General features: G+C 69.8%; 17 protein-coding genes. 9 read left to right on the top strand and 8 right to left on the bottom strand.

The features are described from left to right. The coding region (locus PMI01_RS19320; RefSeq protein ID WP_238537089.1) for a DUF5110 domain-containing protein at positions 1-746 on the top strand (746 nt) is incomplete at its 5' end. A gap of 137 nt (positions 747-883) precedes the next feature. Here the strand turns inward: PMI01_RS19320 and PMI01_RS19315 are convergent. The 4 genes from PMI01_RS19315 to PMI01_RS19300 are packed head-to-tail and all read right to left on the bottom strand — an operon-like array spanning position 884 to position 4462. Beyond that, positions 884-1552 (bottom strand): ABC-type transport auxiliary lipoprotein family protein, encoded by a 669-nt coding sequence (locus PMI01_RS19315; RefSeq protein WP_007672792.1) that lies wholly within the window; start codon positions 1550-1552, stop codon positions 884-886. Then, on the bottom strand, positions 1549-2487 hold the full coding sequence (locus PMI01_RS19310; RefSeq protein WP_007672791.1) for an MlaD family protein: 939 nt from the start codon (positions 2485-2487) through the stop codon (positions 1549-1551). The genes PMI01_RS19315 and PMI01_RS19310 overlap by 4 nt, the downstream gene beginning before the upstream one ends. Further along, the gene (locus tag PMI01_RS19305; protein WP_007672790.1) at positions 2487-3350 is read right to left on the bottom strand and encodes an ABC transporter ATP-binding protein; all 864 of its coding nucleotides are present in this window, start codon (positions 3348-3350) and stop codon (positions 2487-2489) included. The genes PMI01_RS19310 and PMI01_RS19305 overlap by 1 nt, the downstream gene beginning before the upstream one ends. Beyond that, the gene (locus tag PMI01_RS19300; RefSeq protein ID WP_007672789.1) at positions 3347-4462 is read right to left on the bottom strand and encodes an ABC transporter permease; all 1116 of its coding nucleotides are present in this window, start codon (positions 4460-4462) and stop codon (positions 3347-3349) included. The genes PMI01_RS19305 and PMI01_RS19300 overlap by 4 nt, the downstream gene beginning before the upstream one ends. A gap of 243 nt (positions 4463-4705) precedes the next feature. On the opposite strand from PMI01_RS19300, the gene PMI01_RS19295 reads away from it, so the two are divergent. After that, positions 4706-6253 carry a glucan biosynthesis protein gene (locus tag PMI01_RS19295; protein ID WP_007672787.1) on the top strand — a complete coding sequence of 516 codons (1548 nt, stop codon included), beginning with the start codon at positions 4706-4708 and terminating at the stop codon, positions 6251-6253. A 90-nt stretch (positions 6254-6343) separates the two neighbouring features. Next, a complete protein-coding gene (locus tag PMI01_RS19290) occupies positions 6344-7882 on the top strand; it encodes a globin-coupled sensor protein (protein WP_007672785.1) in 1539 nt (512 codons plus the stop codon). A 16-nt stretch (positions 7883-7898) separates the two neighbouring features. On the opposite strand, the gene PMI01_RS19285 is transcribed toward PMI01_RS19290, so the two are convergent. Next, positions 7899-8858 (bottom strand): alpha/beta fold hydrolase, encoded by a 960-nt coding sequence (locus PMI01_RS19285; RefSeq protein ID WP_007672784.1) that lies wholly within the window; start codon positions 8856-8858, stop codon positions 7899-7901. A 157-nt stretch (positions 8859-9015) separates the two neighbouring features. Here PMI01_RS19285 and PMI01_RS19280 point away from each other — a divergent pair, with 157 nt between their 5' ends. Then, positions 9016-9849: a helix-turn-helix domain-containing protein gene (locus PMI01_RS19280; protein WP_007672783.1), complete on the top strand. Its 834-nt coding sequence runs from the start codon at positions 9016-9018 to the stop codon at positions 9847-9849. A 135-nt stretch (positions 9850-9984) separates the two neighbouring features. Beyond that, positions 9985-10995: a VOC family protein gene (locus PMI01_RS19275; RefSeq protein ID WP_007672782.1), complete on the top strand. Its 1011-nt coding sequence runs from the start codon at positions 9985-9987 to the stop codon at positions 10993-10995. Positions 10996-11199: 204 nt separating this feature from the next. Here PMI01_RS19275 and PMI01_RS19270 read toward each other — a convergent pair whose 3' ends face one another. After that, positions 11200-12273 carry a LacI family DNA-binding transcriptional regulator gene (locus PMI01_RS19270; RefSeq protein ID WP_007672781.1) on the bottom strand — a complete coding sequence of 358 codons (1074 nt, stop codon included), beginning with the start codon at positions 12271-12273 and terminating at the stop codon, positions 11200-11202. A gap of 226 nt (positions 12274-12499) precedes the next feature. On the opposite strand from PMI01_RS19270, the gene PMI01_RS19265 reads away from it, so the two are divergent. The 3 genes from PMI01_RS19265 (at position 12500) to PMI01_RS19255 (ending at position 15646) form a co-directional block, all read left to right on the top strand. After that, a complete protein-coding gene (locus tag PMI01_RS19265; protein ID WP_007672780.1) occupies positions 12500-13771 on the top strand; it encodes an MFS transporter in 1272 nt (423 codons plus the stop codon). Positions 13772-13790: 19 nt separating this feature from the next. After that, complete coding sequence (locus PMI01_RS19260; RefSeq protein ID WP_007672779.1) at positions 13791-14597, top strand: TrmH family RNA methyltransferase; 807 nt, start codon at positions 13791-13793, stop codon at positions 14595-14597. 80 nt (positions 14598-14677) lie between these two features. Continuing rightward, positions 14678-15646, top strand: a complete 969-nt coding sequence (locus PMI01_RS19255) for an alpha/beta hydrolase (protein ID WP_007672777.1) — start codon at positions 14678-14680, stop codon at positions 15644-15646. A 227-nt stretch (positions 15647-15873) separates the two neighbouring features. Here PMI01_RS19255 and PMI01_RS19250 read toward each other — a convergent pair whose 3' ends face one another. Then, positions 15874-16791 (bottom strand): alpha/beta hydrolase, encoded by a 918-nt coding sequence (locus tag PMI01_RS19250; RefSeq protein WP_007672775.1) that lies wholly within the window; start codon positions 16789-16791, stop codon positions 15874-15876. Between the two features lie 134 nt (positions 16792-16925). Continuing rightward, complete coding sequence (locus PMI01_RS19245; RefSeq protein ID WP_007672772.1) at positions 16926-17642, bottom strand: helix-turn-helix transcriptional regulator; 717 nt, start codon at positions 17640-17642, stop codon at positions 16926-16928. Positions 17643-17734: 92 nt separating this feature from the next. Between PMI01_RS19245 and PMI01_RS19240 the strand changes: the two genes are divergently transcribed. Then, positions 17735-18460: a glutathione S-transferase family protein gene (locus PMI01_RS19240; RefSeq protein ID WP_007672770.1), complete on the top strand. Its 726-nt coding sequence runs from the start codon at positions 17735-17737 to the stop codon at positions 18458-18460. Positions 18461-18474 lie beyond the last annotated feature (14 nt).

The raw sequence follows: 18474 nt of genomic DNA, 5'->3' as shown, positions 1-18474 counted from the left end.
TCGTGGCGCCCGAGGACGGCGAATATGAGATCGGCGTGGCCGCCGATGACGGCGTGCGCCTCTTCCTCGACGGCGAGAAGGTGGTCGACGACTGGACGAGCGGGGCGGAGCGCCACCACGGCGCCAAGCGCAGGCTGAAGCGGGGAGACCGCCTGTCGGTGGGTATCGACTACTATCAAGGCGACGGCGATCGAAGCCTGCGCCTGACCTGGCGCCGTCCCGCCGAACTGCAGGCCGCCGCCAAGCTTGCCGAGGCGCCCCGGGATTTCACCGTGAACACCTATCTGCCCAAGGGCGCGGACTGGTACGACTTCTGGAGCAATGAGCGTCACGCCGGCGGTAAGACCGTATCACGCGAGGCGCCGCTGGAGATCTTGCCGCTCTATGTTCGCGCCGGCTCCATCGTGCCGATGGGCCCAGCGGTGCAGTTCGCCACCGAACGCCCCGATGCGCCCTACGAGATCCGCATCTATCCCGGCGCCGACGCCCGGTTCACGATCTACGAGGACGACAACGAGACCTATGCCTACGAGAAGGGCCAGCGCGCCACCTATGACCTGGTGTGGAATGACCAGGCCCGGACGTTGAGCGTCGGCGCGCGGCAGGGGTCGTTTCCGGGCATGATCCAGCAGCGCCAGCTGAACATCGTCCTGGTCGCGCCCGGCAAGGGCGCGGGTGCGCGGAGCGCTCCGGTCGACCGCCAGATCCTCTACGATGGCAAGCCCAGGGTGGTGAGGTTCGAGTGAAGCTGGGATCCAAGACAGTCATCGGTTGGGGCGGGACATGACCGCTGCTCCGATCGGAGCCCGGACCCAGCGCGCCATCGGCGCCGATTCGCCTGCTTACCCCCTTTGTCGGACACGGCTTCGAGGCGGCCGATCCCTCACTCCGCCGGCAGCTTCGCCCCCGCCGCGCCGACCCAGGCGATGACCTCGGTCAGCACCTGGGTGTTGGCCGCGTCATAGGCCGCGACGATGGCCCCGACCCGGTTGTTCGAGGCCTTGACCCGGGTCTGGAAGACCTTGTCGCCGAGCAGGGCGCGGTCGCCGCCGCGGGTCATCACGGCGCGGATCTCGACCAGCACCTCGGGCGGGGCCTTGGGGCCGTCGACATAGTCGGCCTCGAACGAGCGGACCTCCAGGCGCAGGACCATGGCGGCCTTGGCCGTCTCGCCGCGGGTGACCAGGCGGGCCGGGTTGGACTCGGCCTCGAAGGCGCGGGCCACCGCCTCGTCGAACAGCACGACGGCCGGCGACACCCAGCGGGCGCCGGCGATATAGGCCGCCTCGCCGTTGGTGACGGTCAGAATCCGGTCGCCCATCGCCGCCCGGGTGAACACGGTCGCGGTCTTGAACACCCCGAAGGTCTTCTCGGAGGTCGGCGCGGCGGCGGGCGGCGCGCCGTGGCCGAACCGGTAGAGGCCCGACGGGTCGGCCTTGGGGAACACGCTGATGCAGCCCGACAGGGCCAGCGCCGCGACGGCGACGCTCAACGAGCGCAGGGCGGTGCCCAAGATTCGCACGGGGGGGACACGCACGGGGGGGATGCTCACGGCTTGACCTCCAGTTCCTTGGCCGGGGTCTTGCCGACCAGGCCGCGCGGGTTTTGCTCGACCTCGCCGACCAGCCGGTCCAGGGACTCGGCGGTCGATTGCAGGGTCGCGACGGCGGCCGACAGCTGCGGCAGGCCGGTGGTGGCGAAGTCGGTGGTCGGGCCTTCCAGCTTGCCGACCATGCCCCGGACCTCCTTGGCCGTGGCCTTCAGCTCCTCGGCGGCGTCGCCCAGGTTCTTCAGAGTGCGCTTGGCGTCGCCGTCGACCAGGCCCTTGGAGCTATCCGACAGCTCGCCGATCTTCGAGGTGGTGGCGTCGATGCTCTGCAAGGCCTTCTGGGCGTCGGCGATGATCGCCTTGCGCGCGCGCAGTTCGGCGGTGACCGACTGGACGTCGCTGACCGCGGCGCCGAAGGTCTTGACGTTGTCGTCCGACAGCACGCGGTTGACGCGGTCCAGGGCCTCGATGGTGCGGGTCAGCACCGTGCCGCCGCCTTCCAGCAGGTCGGACAGGGCGCTGCGCTGGCTGCGGATCACCGGCACGGCGTCGCCCTTGACGGTGGTCTTCAGCAACGGCTTGTTCGGGGCCCCGGCGGTGATCTGCACATAGTTGACGCCGGTGATGCCCTGGGGCTCGAGCGTGGCGTAGCTGTCGGTCTTGATCGGCACGTCCGAGGTGACGCGGACCCGGGCGATGACCCGGTTGGGGTCGCTCTTGTCCAGCGCGATCTTGGTGACCTCACCGACCTTGATGCCGTTGAAATGCACCTCGCCACCGTCCGACAGGCCGCGCACCGGGCCGACGAACAGCACGTCGTACAGGTCGTAGTCCTTGCTGAAGCTCAGCTTGGCCAGCCAGACGACGAAGATCAGCAACCCCATGAACAGGATCAGGGTCGCCGCGCCCACCAGGGCGTAGTTGGCGTTTCTTTCCATCAGCTCGTCCTTGGCGTCGCCTGCGACGCGGATTGGGGCGTCGATTTGCCAGCGGCCGCGCGACCGCGCGGCCCCATGAAGTATTCTTTGATCCAGGGGTGGTCGGACCCTTCCAGTTCCTGGGTGGAGCCGGCGGCCACGATCTTCTTGTCGGCGATCACCGCGATGCGGTCGGTGATGGCGTAGAGGGTGTCCAGGTCGTGGGTGATCATGAACACCGTCAGGTCCAGGCTGTCGGAGAGGTCCTTGATCAGCTCGTCGAAGGCCGCGGCGCTGATCGGGTCCAGCCCGGCGGTCGGCTCGTCGAGGAACAGCAGTTCGGGGTCCATGGCCAGGGCCCGGGCCAGGCCGGCGCGCTTGCGCATGCCGCCCGACAGCTCGGCCGGCTTGAGGTTGCCGGCCCGGGCGGGCAGGCCGACCAGGGCGATCTTCAGGTCGGCCAGTTGCTCGATCTCCTGCCGGGGCAGGCGCGTGTGCTCGTAGAGCGGCGCGGCGACGTTCTCGCGCACCGTCAGGTTCGAGAACAGCGCGCCCTGCTGGAACAGCACGCCCCAGCGGCGTTCGATGACGTTCCAGCGCCTGCGCGAGGCGTCGGCCATGTCCTGGCCGAACAGCTTGACCGTGCCGCCGTCGGGGACCTTCAGCCCGATGATGGTGTTGAGCAGCACCGACTTGCCCGCGCCCGAGCCGCCGACCACGGCGAGCACCTCGCCGCGATTGACCGTCAGGTCCAGGCCGTCGTGGATGACGTTCTCGCCAAAGCACGAGACCAGGCCGGTGACCCGGATCGGCGGCGCCTCGGCGGTCGACGGGGCGTCCGCCTCGGCAGTGTCCGCGCCCATGTCTGGAGCGGGCGCGGTCATACGTTCATCTCCATGTAGATCAGCGCGAAGACCGCATCGATGGCGATGATCGCGAAGATGGCGTGGACCACGGCGGCGGTGACCCGGCGGCCCAGGGATTCCACGTCGTTGCCGACCTCCATGCCCTGGCGGCAGCCGATGGCGGCGATGACCATGGCCATCACGGGGGCCTTGGACATGCCGATCCAGAAATGCTGGACGCCGACGCTGTCGCTCATGCGTTGCAGGAAGAAACCGGGCGACAGGTCCAGCACCACCCAGGTCACCAGGATGCCGCCGGCCAGGCCGGCCAGGGTGGCCACGAAGGTCAGCAGGGGAATGGTGATCAGCAGGGCGGCGAAACGGGGCAGCACCAGGGCGTCGTAGGGGTCGACCCCCATGACCTGCATGGCGTCGATCTCCTGGTTCATCTTCATCGAGCCGATCTCGGCCGCGAAGCTGGAGGCCGAGCGGCCGGCCAGCAGGATGGCGGTGATCAGGATGTTGAACTCGCGCAGCACCGAAATGCCGACCAGTTCGACCGCGAACACCTGGGCCCCGAACTGGGTCAGCAGGTTGGCGCCCAGCAGGGCCACGACCGCGCCGATGAAGAAGGTCGTGGTGGCCACGATCGGGATGGCGTCCAGGCCGGCCCGTTCGGCCAGCGAGAACACCGGGGCCCAGCGGATGCGGCTGGGCTTGGCGATGCAGCGGCCGATGGCCACCAGCAGGTGGCCCAGGAAGGCCAGGGTGCTGTAGCCGTTGTTGGCCAGGTCGAACACGCCGTGGCCGATGCGCTCGAGCAGGGCCTGGAAGCCCTTCACCGGCGGCGCGACCTCGGGCTCGACCTGGATGGCGTCGCCGACCAGCTTCAGCAGGCGCAGCGTCTGCGCGCGCGCCCTGATCTTGCCGGCCGTGATCCGGCCGTCGGCGGCGCGGATGATGGCGTAGGCGCCGGCCGTGTCGCAGCGGGTGAGGTCGCGCAGGTCCAGGTCGACGGCGTCCGAACCGTCCATGGCCGCGACCAGGCGCTCGCCGGCGTCGACCATGCCGCGCGCCGTCCAGTCCCCCGAGAGCACGACGGCGCGATGGCCGTCGACGTCCTCGAAGGTGAAATCAGCCGGAACGCCCATGAAGCCTTGCAGGTCCCTCTTTTCCGACTGTCGACCGGACCCTAGCAAAAGGACCCACCAAGCCCAAGCGCCGTAAGGCTTCGCTTGTCGTGGGCCAGTGATAGGCGGGCGCGCGACGCCGCGCCAGCACGGTCGTCGCGCTTCGCCCCATCGGCGCCCGGTTCCTGGGCGAATAGAGCCGACCGATGTCGCCAGAGCTGCGTTGTGTAGCGCCGAGGCGTCGGGTCGTTCTAGAAGGCGCCCATGTTTTCGAGTTCCGTCAACCGGCGCGCGGCGCTCGGCAAACTCTCGCTGTCGGCGGTTCTCGCCCTGGCGCCCAGGCTGGCGGTCGCGCAGACTTCGACGCCTTCCCCGGAGGACGTCGTGAGCGAACCCTTTTCCGTCGAGATTCTTCAGGATCGCGCCCGCGCCCTGGCCGCCGCGCCCTACAGCCCGCCGCCGGCGGCGCCGTCGCTGTCGGGCCTGACCTACGACGAGTATTTCCGTATCCGCTTCCGGTCGGACCACGCGCTGTGGAAGGACCGGACGCCGCCGTTCCGGGCCGAGTTCTTCCCGCCGGCCTATCTCTATCCGCGCCCGCTGCCGCTCTACGAGGTCGCCGCGGGCCTGGCCCGGCCGATCGCCTTCGACCCGGGGATGTTCGACTTCCCCGGCGAGCACGCCGAGGTGGCCAAGGCCTGGAGCGGCTTTTCCGGTTTCCGCCTGCTGTGGCCGCTCAACGAGGCCGACAAGCTGGACGAGGTGGCGGTGTTTCAGGGCGCCAGCTACTTCCGCAGCCTGGGGCGCGGCCAGCGCTACGGCCTGTCGGCGCGCGGCCTGGCGATCGGGGCCGGCGAGCCGAACGAGGAGTTCCCGGACTTCATCAGCTTCTGGCTGGAACGGCCCCAAAACGGTAACCCGGCCATCGACGGCGACGCGGTGGTCGTCCACGCCCTGATGAACAGCCCCAGCTGCGCGGGGGCCTACAGCTTCACGATCCGCCCGGGCGACGACGTGGTGTTCGACGTCACGGCCGCCGTCTTCCCCCGGGCGACGATGGCCAAGGCCGGGGTCGCGGCGATGAGCAGCATGTTCCTGTTCAACGTCGCCGACTCCTCGCCGGTCGACGACTTCCGCACCGCCGTGCACGACAGCGACGGCCTGGCGATCTGGACGGGGCAGGGCGAGCACCTGTGGCGACCGTTGCAGAACCCCAAGGCGCACCGGCTCAGCAACTTCCCCGACGAGAACCCCAAGGGCTTCGGCCTGGTGCAGCGGGCCCGCAACCTGGAAGACTTCGGCGACCTGCAGGCCCGCTACGACCTGCGGCCCAGCCTGTGGGTCGAGCCGCTGGACGCCTGGGGCAAGGGCGCGGTCCACCTGGCCGAACTGGCGACGACCAAGGAGACCGACGACAACATCGCCATCTTCTGGCGCCCGGAGGCGCCGTGGACGGCCGGGTCGCGGGTCGACCTGCGCTATCGCCTGCACTGGGGCCAGGAGCGCTTCGCCAGCCCGGACGCCCGGGTGTTCCGCACCCGGACCGGGGCCGACAACCAGGCCGGCCTGCGGCTGTTCACCGTCGACCTGCAGGGTGGGGCGCTGGCCGAGGGGCTGGACGGCGTGGCGCTGGAGGTCAAGGCCGACGGCGGGACGGTGGTCTGGAGCGACCTGTCGCCCTATCCGGGCGAGGCCTCGGCCCGGGCCGCCTTCGGCCTGAAGCCGACGGCCGCGAAGGCCGAGCTGTCGCTGCGCCTGACCCGCGGCGAAGCGCCCATTTCCGAGACCTGGCGCTACCTCTGGAGCACTTAAGGGTGGGCGGGCGACGGCGTTTCAACCTTGGTTAATCAATTCCCGTCACGCCTCTTCCGGTAACGGATTTGGTGAATCGGGATCAGTCGCATGAGCGCCAACCAGCAACTCGAGCAGCGCATGGCCTTCATGCGGTTCGACCACAAGGCCAGGGCGGCGCTGAAGGCGGCCAAGCCGCTGGTCGACAGCGAGATCTCGGGCGCGCTCGACAGCTTCTACGACCAGATCCGCGCCTATCCCGAGGTGCGGCAGATGTTCTCCAGCCGCGCGCAGATGGACGGCGCCCAGGCGCGGCAGGCTGACCACTGGCGCAAGATGGCCACCGCCGAATTCGGCCCCACCTACGCCGCCGACGTCCAGCGCGTCGGCCAGGCCCACGTCCGCGCCGGGCTGGAGCCGCGCTGGTACATCGGCGGCTACGCCCTGGTGGTCGAGAACCTGGTCCGCGCGGTGGTCGCCAAGCGTCCTAAGGGGATGTTCGCCAGCGCCAAGGCCGACGGCGAACTGGCCGACCAGGTCGTCGCCCTGACCAAGGCCACCTTCCTGGACATGGACCTGGCGATCTCCAGCTACCTCGACATCCTGCAGGACGAGCGCGACCAGATGGAAGCCGAGCGCCAGGCCGCCGAGCAGCGCCAGGCCGCGGCCGTGGCGGCGGTGGGCCAGGCCCTGTCGCGCCTGGCGGCCGGCGATCTGAGCGCCCGGGTCGAGGGCGCCCTGTCGCCTGAGTTCCAGAGCCTGAAGACCGACTTCGACCACGCCGCCGCCGCCCTGGCCGACACCATCAAGGCCGTCGAGCGCGCCACCTCCGGCATCCGGGCCGGAACTGACGACATCGCCCGCGCCGCCGACGACCTGGCCCAGCGCACCGAGCAGCAGGCCGCGACCCTGGAACAGACCGCCGCCGCCGTCGAGCAACTGACCGCCACCGTCGACCGCACCGCCCAGAGCGCCAAGCAGGTCTCGGCCCGGGTCAGCGAAGCCGCCGCCGACGCCCAGCGTTCCGGCGCGGTGGTGACCCGCGCCGCCGAGGCCATGACCCAGATCGAGACCTCGTCCAGCAAGGTCTCGCAGATCCTCGGCGTGATTGACGAGATCGCCTTCCAGACCAACCTGCTGGCGCTGAACGCCGGGGTCGAAGCCGCGCGAGCGGGCGACGCGGGTCGCGGCTTCGCGGTCGTGGCGCAGGAAGTGCGGGCCCTGGCCCAACGCTCGGCCGACGCCGCCAAGGAGATCAAGACCCTGATCGCCGATTCCAGCCGCCAGGTGGGCGAAGGCGTCGACCTAGTCGGCCAGACCAGCGAGGCCCTGCGCGGCATTGTCGAGAAGGTCGGCGCCATCGACACCCTGGTCGATGAAATCGCCGCCTCCGCCAACGAGCAGGCCTCGGCGCTCGGCCAGGTCAATGTGGCGGTCAACCAGCTGGACCAGGTGACCCAGCGCAACAGCGCCATGGTCCAGCAGTCGACCGAGGCCACCCACGCCCTGCGCGCCGAGGCCGCCGACCTCTCCAACCACGTGGGCGGTTTCCGGACGGGCGCGGCGACGGCCTACGCGCCGGCCCCGGCCGACAACCCGGTCCACCAGGCGCGCGCCCGCGTCGCCGCCTTCGCCCGCCCCGGGCGCTGATCGACCCTGGCGGGCGTCAGACGCGCCAGAGCTTGCGGGCTTCCTCGGCGATCAGCTCCGGCTGCTCCTCGGGGAAGAACAGCTTCACGTCCTCCACGAACCGGACGCCCTGGGATTGCGGGAAGGTCTGGTCGAGCCACAGCGCCCACTGGTCCGGGAACAGTTCGCTGTTTCGGCCCCAGACCATGCGCACCGGCTTGTCGAAGGCCCGCAGGCCCGGCTCGGCGGCGGGAAGCGGATTGGGCAGCATGGCGATCGCGTATCCCTGGCCCTGCCGCCGCCGCTTGTCGGAGCTGACCAGCGGCCGGAGATAGGTCTCGAGCACCTCGTGCGTGAGAATCCTTTCGGGATGCGCATAGCCGCGCCCGATGCCCTGGTCGGACCGCGCGAAGCCGTTGTCCGTCAGGTGTCGTTCGAAGAAATCGTCCAGTTCGTCCTTCTTGGCCAGGTCGATGGCGCCCAGGAAGGCCTCGGGCGGGCTGTTGGCGGCTACGTCGCCGTTGGTGAGCAGCAGCGTCCGCACCCGTTCGGGATGGGTCGCGGCGATCAACTGGGCGACGCCCGTGGCGCTGTCGTTCGAGAGGATGTCGGCGTGCGGAATGCCGAGCTTGTCCATGAAGGCCACGACCATGGCGGCCTGGGCGATCGGCGACAGGTCGGCGTCGGCGGGAAGCTCGCTGTAGCCGAGGCCCAGCAGATCGACGGCGATACAGCGGCGATGGCCGGCGAGCCGCGCGATCGGGCCCCGCCACTGGAAGCCGTTGAGCGGATAGCCGTGGAGAAAGATCGCCGCCGGTCCCGTCCCGCGCTCGACATAGGCGACCCGGCCGACCTCGAGATCGGCGAACCGCCGGGCCGCGTGGAACTGGGCCGGCGTCCATTCGGCAGGGGCGGCGACGCGCGCCATGGCCGGCGCCGCCGAAAGGATCGCCGCGCCGCCGGCCGCGCCCTGGATCAAGAGTTCACGTCTGTTCATGGGCTCCTCGCGACGCAACGGATTTGCGCCGAGGGTCGGCCAAGCCGTTTCCATCTTCAACGACGCGGCGGATCATGTGGATATGACCTCGCGGGTCATGGATGCGCGGACCCTAGTGACGTCATTGATACGCTGACCTCCAGGAGCGGTGATCGACATGAGATCTTCGGACGCGGCGCGGGCCCGCGAGACACGTCCGCCGATCGGCGTGCTGCTGCGCGAATGGCGGGCCGCGCGACGCCTGAGCCAGATGGACCTGGCGCTGGAGGCCGACCTGTCGACCCGGCACCTCAGCTGCATCGAGACGGGCAAGTCCCAGGCCAGCCGGGAGACGATCTCGCGCCTCGCCGACGCGCTGGACATGCCGCTTCGCGAGCGCAACGCGCTGCTGCTCGCCGCGGGCTATGTTCCCCGATATTCGGAGAACACGCTGGTCACGCCGGCCCTGGAGCGGATGCGCCAGGCCATCGAGCTGATCATCAAGCACCAGGAGCCCTATCCGGCCTTCGTGATCAATCGCCACTTCGACGTGCTGATGGCCAATGACGCGGCGGTCCGGGTCAACAAGCTGCTGATGAAGGGCCGCGAGAGTCCCCACACCAACCTGCTTCGCCAGGTGTTCGACCCGGACGACTTCCGGTCGGTCATCGTCAACTGGCCGGAGGTGGCGGAAAAGTTCATCCGCCACCTTCACGAGGAGCTGGCCGCCGCTCCCGGCGACCGGACGGCCCAGAACCTCCTGAACGAGGTGCTGCGATATCCCGGCGTGCCGGCCCGCTGGCGCTTCCGCGACGTCGAGGTCGAACCATCCCCGGTGCTTACCCTGGTGTTCAAGAGCGACGAGGGCGAGCTGCGCTTCTTCGAAACCATCACGACCTTCTCCACGCCCCGCGACGTGACGCTCGACGAGCTGCGGATCGAATGCGCCTTTCCGGCCGACGACCACACCGCCGAGGTGTGCGCCAGGCTCGCGAGGTCCGGGACGGCCTGACGCGTCGCGCGGGTGGCCTCGAGCTTGTGCGGATTCATGACCTCCGAGGTCATGGCCAAGCGACCGGGGCCGTAGAAGATTGCGCCCGCCGCCCGCGACATCCCTCGCCGGGGGATTCAACGGAGTTGAAGAAACGTGCGGCCATTCGTTCTGCTATCGGCGCTGATCCTGACCCTGGGCGTCGCCGCGCCCGCCATGCCCACCGCGCCGTCTTCCGGGCCGGTCAGCCAACTGGATCATGTCCTGCTGTGGGGGCGCGACATCGATCAGGTCAGCGCGATCATGGCGGTCAAGCTCGGCTTCCAGGTCCGGCCGGGTCGCGCTCCCGGCGGGGTGGCCAATCGCTATGTCCGCCTGGCCGACCGCGGCTATATCGAGCTCCTGGGCGTCACCCGGCCCAATCCGGACATGGATCCCGGCATGCTCGCCGACCAGGCCTCGCTGAAGGGCGGCCCGGGCGCGCGATCCGTCGGGGTGCGGTCCTCGGCGCTCAACCAGGTCCACGCTTTGCTGAAGGGCAAGGGGCTGGCGGTGACGCCGGTCTTCACCGCCTCGGCCAACGATCCCGACGGCGGCGGTCCGACCAAGCCGCCACGCTGGCGGCTCTTCGCCTTCGAACGACCGCCGCTTTCCAGCACCCTGTTTTTCATCGACTACGCGCCCGACAAGACCGATCCGGCCAGCGTCGCCGACGACCGGGCAGCGCGCCAGCACCCCAACGGCGCGCGGGCGCTGTCGGCGTTCTGGCTGCTGTCGTCCGACGCCGACGCGGATCGCAAGCAGCTAGAGCGGTTGGGTTTCGCCGGCGCGACGCCCGTCCGCGTCCCGCAGATCTCGGCGCGCGGCTACTGCATACCGGTCGGCCCGAACGGCGTCCTGGCGCTGGAGCCCGACGGCCAGGGGATCGCCGCCGACGCGCTGCGCGACGGGGGCCCCCAGGTGCTCGGCGTCAGCATCGGCGTCGCGGACCTCGACGCGGCGAAGCGGCGGGTCGAGCGCGGATACGAGCAGCCGCTCACCGACTACAAGGGCGTGTGGGGAGACGCCTTCCTGGCCCCCACCCGCGACGACCTGGGGATGCTCATCGAGTTTCACGCCTTGCCGGGGACGGCGGGTTCGAAGACCTGCGGCGATCTCAAGCGCTAGAATCCGTGGACACTCAGGCTAGCGGAGCGATTTCACCTCAGCGGATATTCTAGCGCCCATACCCACCCATACTCGTCATCCCCCGACTTGTTCGGGGGACCCAGGCCGGGTCTGACGCGATACTCAGCGCCGCTTGGGTCACCCGCATAAAGCGGGTGATGACGAAATTTTTGAGTTGAAGAAGCGCCCGCAAGTCTGGACCGGCTAGCTGTCCGCCAGACCCTTCGCCGGGGCCGCCGTGGACGCCCGGTGGATCAGCGTGAACGGCAGCAATTCGTCGCGCGGCGGCGTGGCCTCGGCGGGGCCGTGGCGGGCCACGCCGTTGATCAGCATCCGCGTCGCCAGGGTCGACATCTCGACCAGCGGCTGGCGCACCGTCGTCAGTTGCGGCCGGCTGAGGCGCGAGACCGGGCTGTCGTCGAAGCCCGCCACCGACACGTCGCCCGGCACGCCGAGGTCGGCCTCGGCCGCCGCCGCCAGGGCGCCCAGGGCCATTTCGTCGGAGCTGGCGAAGATCGCCGTCGGGCGGTCGGGCAAGGCCAGCAGGGCCGCGGCCGCCTCCTGGCCGGACTCGAAGGTGAAGTCGCCCTGGCGGATCCAGGCCTTGTCCACCTTCAGGCCGCGCGCCTTCATGGCGGCGACATAACCCTCGCGCCGCGCCTGGCTGGCGCCGTAGCGTTTGTCGCCGGTGATGAAGCCGATCCGCCTGTGACCGAGGTCGGCCAGGTGCTCGGTCATTTCGCGGGCGGCGGCGACGTCGTCCATGTGCACGCGTGGACCCGGGCCTTCCGGCTTCTCGGGGCCCAGGCGCACATAGGGCGTGCCGGCCTTGTCCAGCAGCTCCAGCACCATGTCGTTGTCGCAGCTGGGCGGGGTGAGGATGACGCCGTCGGGCTTCAGCGCGCCCAGCAGGGCGGCGATCTCCTGGCGCACCTTGGGACCGTCGTGGTCGATCAGCTCGACCAGCAGGTGATAGCCGGCGCCCCGGCATTCCAGGGTCGCGCCCAGCTGGATGCGCTGCAGGTAGTCCGAACCCCGCTCGCTGCGCCAGTGGTCGAGGGTCAAGGGAGCGTCGGCGAACACGGCGATCACGAACGAGCGCGACCCGGCCAGGCTGCGGGCCGACAGGTTGGGGGCGTAGCCCAGCACGCCGGCGGATTCCAGCACCCGCTCGCGCATCTGCGGCCGCACGTTGGGCTCATTGTTCATGACCCGGGAGACGGTCTTGATCGACACCCCGGCGCGCGCCGCCACGTCGTAGATCGTCACCGACGCCATGGGCCCGCCAGGTCAGGTTTGCTTGGACTCATCTCCATGCCGCCAACCTAGTGCAACTTCGCCGCTCAAGGCGACGCTCGCGACTCAAAAAAGCGCGCCGCCGAAAACCGACCCCCAGAAACCGAGCCCCAAGGAAACGGCGTGTCGGTCTTGGCTTGTGTCGCCCGACGCGCGAGGCCAGTGTCGCGCCAATCGCGGCGCAGACCGCGTGAGGGCGGGAGGCGTGATGACGGCGGTGGGGATCGAGACGATCGACAGGGCGAGACCGACGCGACCGGTGAAGGCCGGCTTCATCGCCGCCTTCACGGTCGCCCAGATCGGCGCCTATGTCAGCTTCATGCCCCTGTTCCAGGTGCTGCTGCCGCTCAAGGCCGAGAGCATCGATTCGGTGAACAAGGCCGTGGTGCTCAGCCAGGTCGCGATCTGGGGCTCGGTGATCGCCAGCGTCGCCAACCTGCTGGCCGGAGCGATCAGCGACCGGACCACCTCGCGCTTCGGCCGTCGCCGCCCGTGGATGGTCGCCGGGGCCCTGGGCACGGTCGCGTCCTATCTGATGATCATGGCCGCCGACAGCACGCTGGAGCTGATGGCCGGCGTGGTCTGCTTCCAGCTGGCCTTCAACATGCTGTTCTCGGCCCTGCTGGCGGTGCTGCCCGACCGGGTGCCCGACGCCCAGAAGGGCAGGGTGGCGGCCTTCCTCAGCCTGGGCCATCCGATCGGGGCGATGGCCGGGGCGGTGCTGGTCGGCGGCCTGCTGGTCAGCGAAGGCGCGCGCTACCTGACGATCGCCCTGGTGCTGCTGGTGGCCATCGCGCCGTTCGCGCTGCGCCTGAACGACCCGCCGCTGCCGGTCGGCGAACGGCCGCCGCTGCGCTGGCGCAGCTTCCTGGCCGAGCTGTGGATCGATCCTGTGAAGCATCCGGACTTCGCCCTGGCCTGGGTCAGCCGGTTCATGGTGCTGGTCGCGATCACCCTGACCCAGTGCTACATGCTCTACTACCTGCAGGACGCGCTGCACTACACGCAGCTGTTCCCCGGCAAGCGGGCCGAGCAAGGCCTGGCCCTGCTGACCACGGTCGCCACGGTCGCCAACGTCACCAGCGGCATGATCGGCGGCATGCTTTCCGACCGGCTGCGCCGCCGCAAGCTGTTCGCGGCCGGCGCGGCCCTGACCCTGGCGGCGGCGATGATCACCTTCTCGCTGGTGCCCGGCTGGCCGATCGTGGTGCTGGGCTTCCTGATCTTCGGCTGCGGGGCGGGCTGCTACTACGCCGTCGACATCGCCCTGGTCAGCCAGGTGCTGCCCTCGCAGAAGGACGCCGGCAAGGACCTGGGGGTCATCAACCTGGCCAACACCCTGCCTCAGGCCCTGGCGCCGATGCTGGCCCTGTGGTTCCTGGGGCCGGCCCACGTCAACTACCACGCCCTCTATCTGGTGGCCGCCGGCCTGGCGGCGGCTGGCGGCTTGGCGATCCTTCCGATACGGGGCGTGCGCTAGAGTTCTTCCCGAGGGCCCCGTGGCCGACCTGATCCCCATCGACGACCCCAACGACCCCCGCGTCGCCGCCTATCGCGACATCAAGGAGCGCGACCTGGTCGGCCGCCAGGGCCTGTTCATCGCCGAGGGCGAGACGGTGCTGCGGGCCTTCGTCCGCGACGCGCCCCAGCGGGTGGCCTCGCTGCTGATCGACGGCAAGCGGGCCGGCAAGCTGGCCGACCTGTTCGACGCCCTGCCGGACGGCGTTCCCGTCTACGGGGTCGGCCAGGCGGTGCTGGACGCCATCGCCGGCTTCCACCTGCATCGCGGCGTGCTGGCGGTGGGCGCCAAGCCGGAACCGCTCGCCGCCGACGCCCTGCTGGCCCGCGCCGGCCAGACGGCGGTGGTGCTGGTGCTGATGGGCATCGCCAACCACGACAATCTGGGCGGCATCTTCCGCAACGCCGCGGCCTTCGGCGTCGACGGGGTGATCCTCGACGGCGACTGCTGCGACCCGTTCTACCGCAAGGCCATCCGCGTCTCGAGCGGCGCGACCCTCAGCGTGCCGACCGCCTGGCTGGCGCCGGGCGAGGACGTCGTCGCCCTGCTGGAGCGGCATGGTTTCCAGGGCCTGGCCCTCAGCCCGGCGGCGGACGAGACCCTGGCGCGGCTGATCCCGCCGGCCCGGTCGGCGGTGCTGCTGGGCGCCGAGGGGCCGGGCCTGTCGGCGGCGGTGATGGCGCGGGTGCGGACCGTCGGCATACCGATGGCCGGCGGCTTCGATTCGCTGAACGTCGCCACCACCAGCGGCATCGTGCTGCATCACCTGCGGTTCGCGGGGACCTAGGCGACACGGGGGTTAGGCCGGCAACTTGCCGCGCCCGGAAACGCACCCTAGGGTCCGGGCGCGTCGCTTTGGGAGGTCGCATGTTGAACCGTCGGGGAACCCTGGCCAGCCTGACGGGCGGCCTGATCGCGTCGATCGTGGCCGGCGCGGCCAAGGCCGGGGAGGTCCCGGCCGACCCCACCGAGGTCCTGCCCCTGTGGCCGGGCGAGCCGCCCGGCTCGGCGGGCGTCACGGTGGTCGAGGCCGTCCTTGAGCGGCCCGCCGCCCCGGGCCTGCGCGAGCGCGCGGTGGAGCACACCCGCAAGCCGACCCTGACGGTGTTCCGCCCCGCCAAGCCGAACGGCGCGGCGGTGATCCTGGCGCCCGGCGGCGGTTATCAGCGGGTGGTGATCGACAAGGAAGGCTTCGAGACCGCACGCTGGCTGACCGATCGCGGCTACACCTGCTTCGTCATGCGCTACCGCATGCCCGGCGACGGCTGGGGCGCGGGGCCCGACGCGCCGCTGCAGGACGCCCAGCGCGCCGTGCGCCTGGCGCGATCGCGGGCGGCGGCCCTGAAGTTCGACCCGGCCCGCGTGGCGGTCATGGGCTTCTCGGCGGGCGGCCACCTGATGGCCAGCCTGACCACCCGCTTCGACGCCAAGGTCTACGACCCGGTCGACGCCGCCGACGCTCTGTCGGCCAGGCCGGACCTCTCGGCCCTGATCTATCCGGTGATCTCGATGGTCGACGGCCCGGCCCACGCCGGGTCGCGCACCCAGCTGCTGGGGGCCGCGCCGAGCGCCGACCTGATCGCCCGCTATTCGCCCGACCAGGGCGTCACCGCCCAGGTCCCGCCGGTGTTCCTGCTGCACGCCGCCGACGACACCTCCGTGCCGGTGGCCAACAGCCTGATGATGTTCGCGGCTCTGCGGGCCAAGGCCATCCCGACCGAGATGCACATCTTCGAGGAGGGCGGCCACGGCTTTGGCTTGCGGGGCGTGGTCGGCAAGCCGGTCGCGGCCTGGCCGGGGCTGTTCGAGACCTTCGCCAAGCGGCACGGGGTTTAGGCGAGGCCGCCTGGGGGCGCCTTCAACTCAAAACCTCCGTCATCACCCGCTTTATGCGGGTGACCCAAGCGGCGCTGGACATGGCGTCAAACCCCGCTTGGGTCCCGCGAACAAGTCGGGGGATGACGACTGTGGGTGGGTGTGGGCCAGACTACCCGTGGACTTGAAATCGCTCCTTTGAGCTAAGTGTCCATAGCGCCTGGAGACCGACGCGGGGCGCGAACAGATCACCCCTTGAGGTACAGCCACTGCAGGCCCCGCATCAGGCCGACCGGGAAGGTGGTCTCATGGAAACCGTCCTCGACGACGTGCGTCTTGATCTCCAGCCCAGGATAGTTGCGGCTCTTCAAGGTCGCGGCCAGCCGAGCCTGGTCGGCGACCATGTCGTTGTCGCAACCGGCGCATCCGCCGGGACCGGGGTGCTCGTGTGACCCCGTCGCCAGATAGATCCTGGCCGGCAGGTCCTTGTGGCTGGCGGCATAGGCCGCCTCGGCCTTCATGATCTCCCCTTTGTCGAACCAGATCGAGGGGCTGGTCAGGATGTAGTTGGCGAAGAGCCGCGGCTCACGGAACGCCACCCACAGGCCGAAGAGAGCCCCGTAGGACTGTCCCACCAGCGTCCGATTGGCGGGATCGACGCGATAGCGCGCCTCGACCAGCGGCATCGCCTCCTGCTTCAGGAACGTGAAATAGGCTTCGCCCCCGCCGGTCACGCCGCCGATCTCGGGGTCGCGCCACGGCGTCAGGTCGCGTCTGCGGCTGGCGGCGGGCACGTCGCCGTGCGCCCACGAGAGGCCGACGATGATGAATTCGTGGAAGCGGTCCTGGCTGAACGGAAGGCGGGAAAGGCCCGATGCGACCTGAAAGGTATAGGGCCCGTCGGTGAGATAGATGACCGGATACCGACGGCCCGCGTTCTCCGGCTTGCCATAGCCGGGCGGCGTCTTGACATAGATCTCGTAGTCGCGCCCCACCGCCTTCGAATGCAGCGGGATCACCGCGCTGTTTTCGATGACGAAGCCGCCGTTCGCGGCCGGTCCACTCGTGGCCACCGCGCCCGCGGGCCCCTCGACCGTCCGCGGATCGCCGCACGCGCTCAGGGCGATGGCGGCCACGAAGATTGGCCACGGCATGGGAATCCGCATGGGCTGCTCCATTTGCAGAGAGCGAGCACAAGTACAGCCCTGCCGGCCGGAGGCCAGGAACTGGAGGCGTCTATCCCCAGGAGTTTCATGGAGGCTGGTCGGCGCGGGCCCGGTCTGGGGTTGGCGACGATGACCTAAGGCGCGCAATCCTTCGCCGCCCAGCGCTTGCGCTCCTCCTCCAGCGCCCTCAGCCACTTCGACCGCAGCACCCCAGCCCGCTGGCCGTGCTTCTCGTCGAGGAACTCAGCGCCCTCGATCCGGTCGGTGCGGAAGTTGCGGAAGTCGTTGCGCAGCTCGCACCAGCCGATCAGCAGCCGGACGGTGTCGCGATAGCCGACCGTCACCGGCCAGATCACCCGCTGGCTGACCGCGCCCTTCTCGTCACGATAGTCCAGGCGGATCTTGCGGCCGGCATGGATCCAGGCCCGGGTCTGGGCGATGTCGATGCCGTCGGGAAGCGGGTTCCAGGCGGGCGAGGCGCCGGTGGCGGGCGTCAGCACGAACGGCCGCAGTTCGTCGGGCACGGCCGAGGCGATCTTGGCGATCAGGTCGCGGGCGGCGGTGGCCAGCACCGGGTCTCCGCGTCCGGCGACCCATTGGGCCCCCAGCACGGCGGCTTCGATCTCGTCGGGTGTCAGCATCAGGGGCGGCATGTCGTATCCGGCCTCCAGCACGTAGCCGACGCCCGCCTCGCCGCGGATGGGCGCCCTCTGACCGATCAAGGCGGCGATGTCGCGATAAACGCTGCGTTTGGAGGTCTCCAGCTCGGCCGCCATGGCGTCGGCGGTGACCGGCGCACGGTTGCGGCGGAGGATCTGGATGATCTGGAAAAGGCGTTCGGCGCGTCTCATGGGGTCACTCTGATCGACCGATGCTGACAGCATGCTGGCAGCAGCATGGCGGTAGCGTCCGATTGTCGCAACACACCAGGGGAGAGACCACGATGATCACGCTCTACGCCGCCGGCCCGGCCTACGGCCTTCCCGAGGGCAGCCCCTATGTCACCAAGACCGAGATCCACCTGAAGATGGCGGGCCTCTGGTATCAGAAGGTTCCCGCCCATCCCGAAACCTCGCCCAAAGGCCAGCTGCCGTGGATTGACGACGACGGGGTCCGGATGGCCGACTCCACCTTCATCCGGGCCTATATCGAGCGCAGCTACGGCGTCGACCTGGACGCCGGCCTGAGCAAGGCCCAGCGCGCCCAGGCCTGGGCGATCGAGCGGATGGTCGAGAACCACCTGGGCTGGGCCAGCTGCCACTTCCGGTTCTTCGACGACGGCAACTTCGCCAAGGGACCGGCGCGCTGGTTCGAAGGCATGCCCGGCGAAGCGCGCGCCGAAGCGATCGACGGCCTGCTCGACGCCGTGCAGGCCAACCTGAAGGCCGTCGGAATCGGTCGCCACACGCCCGACGAGATCGTTGAGCTGGCCGCCTGGTCGCTGACCGCCCTGTCGGAGCTGCTGGGGAACAAGTCGTTCATGATGGGCCACCGCCCGACCAGCGTCGACGCCATCGTCTTCGCCATGCTGGCCCAGATCCTGACGCCGTTCTTCGACTCGCCGATCCGTCGCCGCGCCGAGGGCTTCCCCAACCTGGTGGCCTATGCCGAGCGGATGATGGCCGGCTATTATCCGGAGTTCGCGCCGCAGGTTTGCCAGGCGGCCTAGAGATACCCTCTCCC

The organism is Caulobacter sp. AP07, from assembly GCF_000281955.1.
Taxonomy (GTDB): Bacteria; Pseudomonadota; Alphaproteobacteria; order Caulobacterales; family Caulobacteraceae; genus Caulobacter.
The sequence above is the reverse complement of the archived record's forward strand: the minus strand, read 5'-3'. Positions and strand labels throughout refer to the sequence as shown.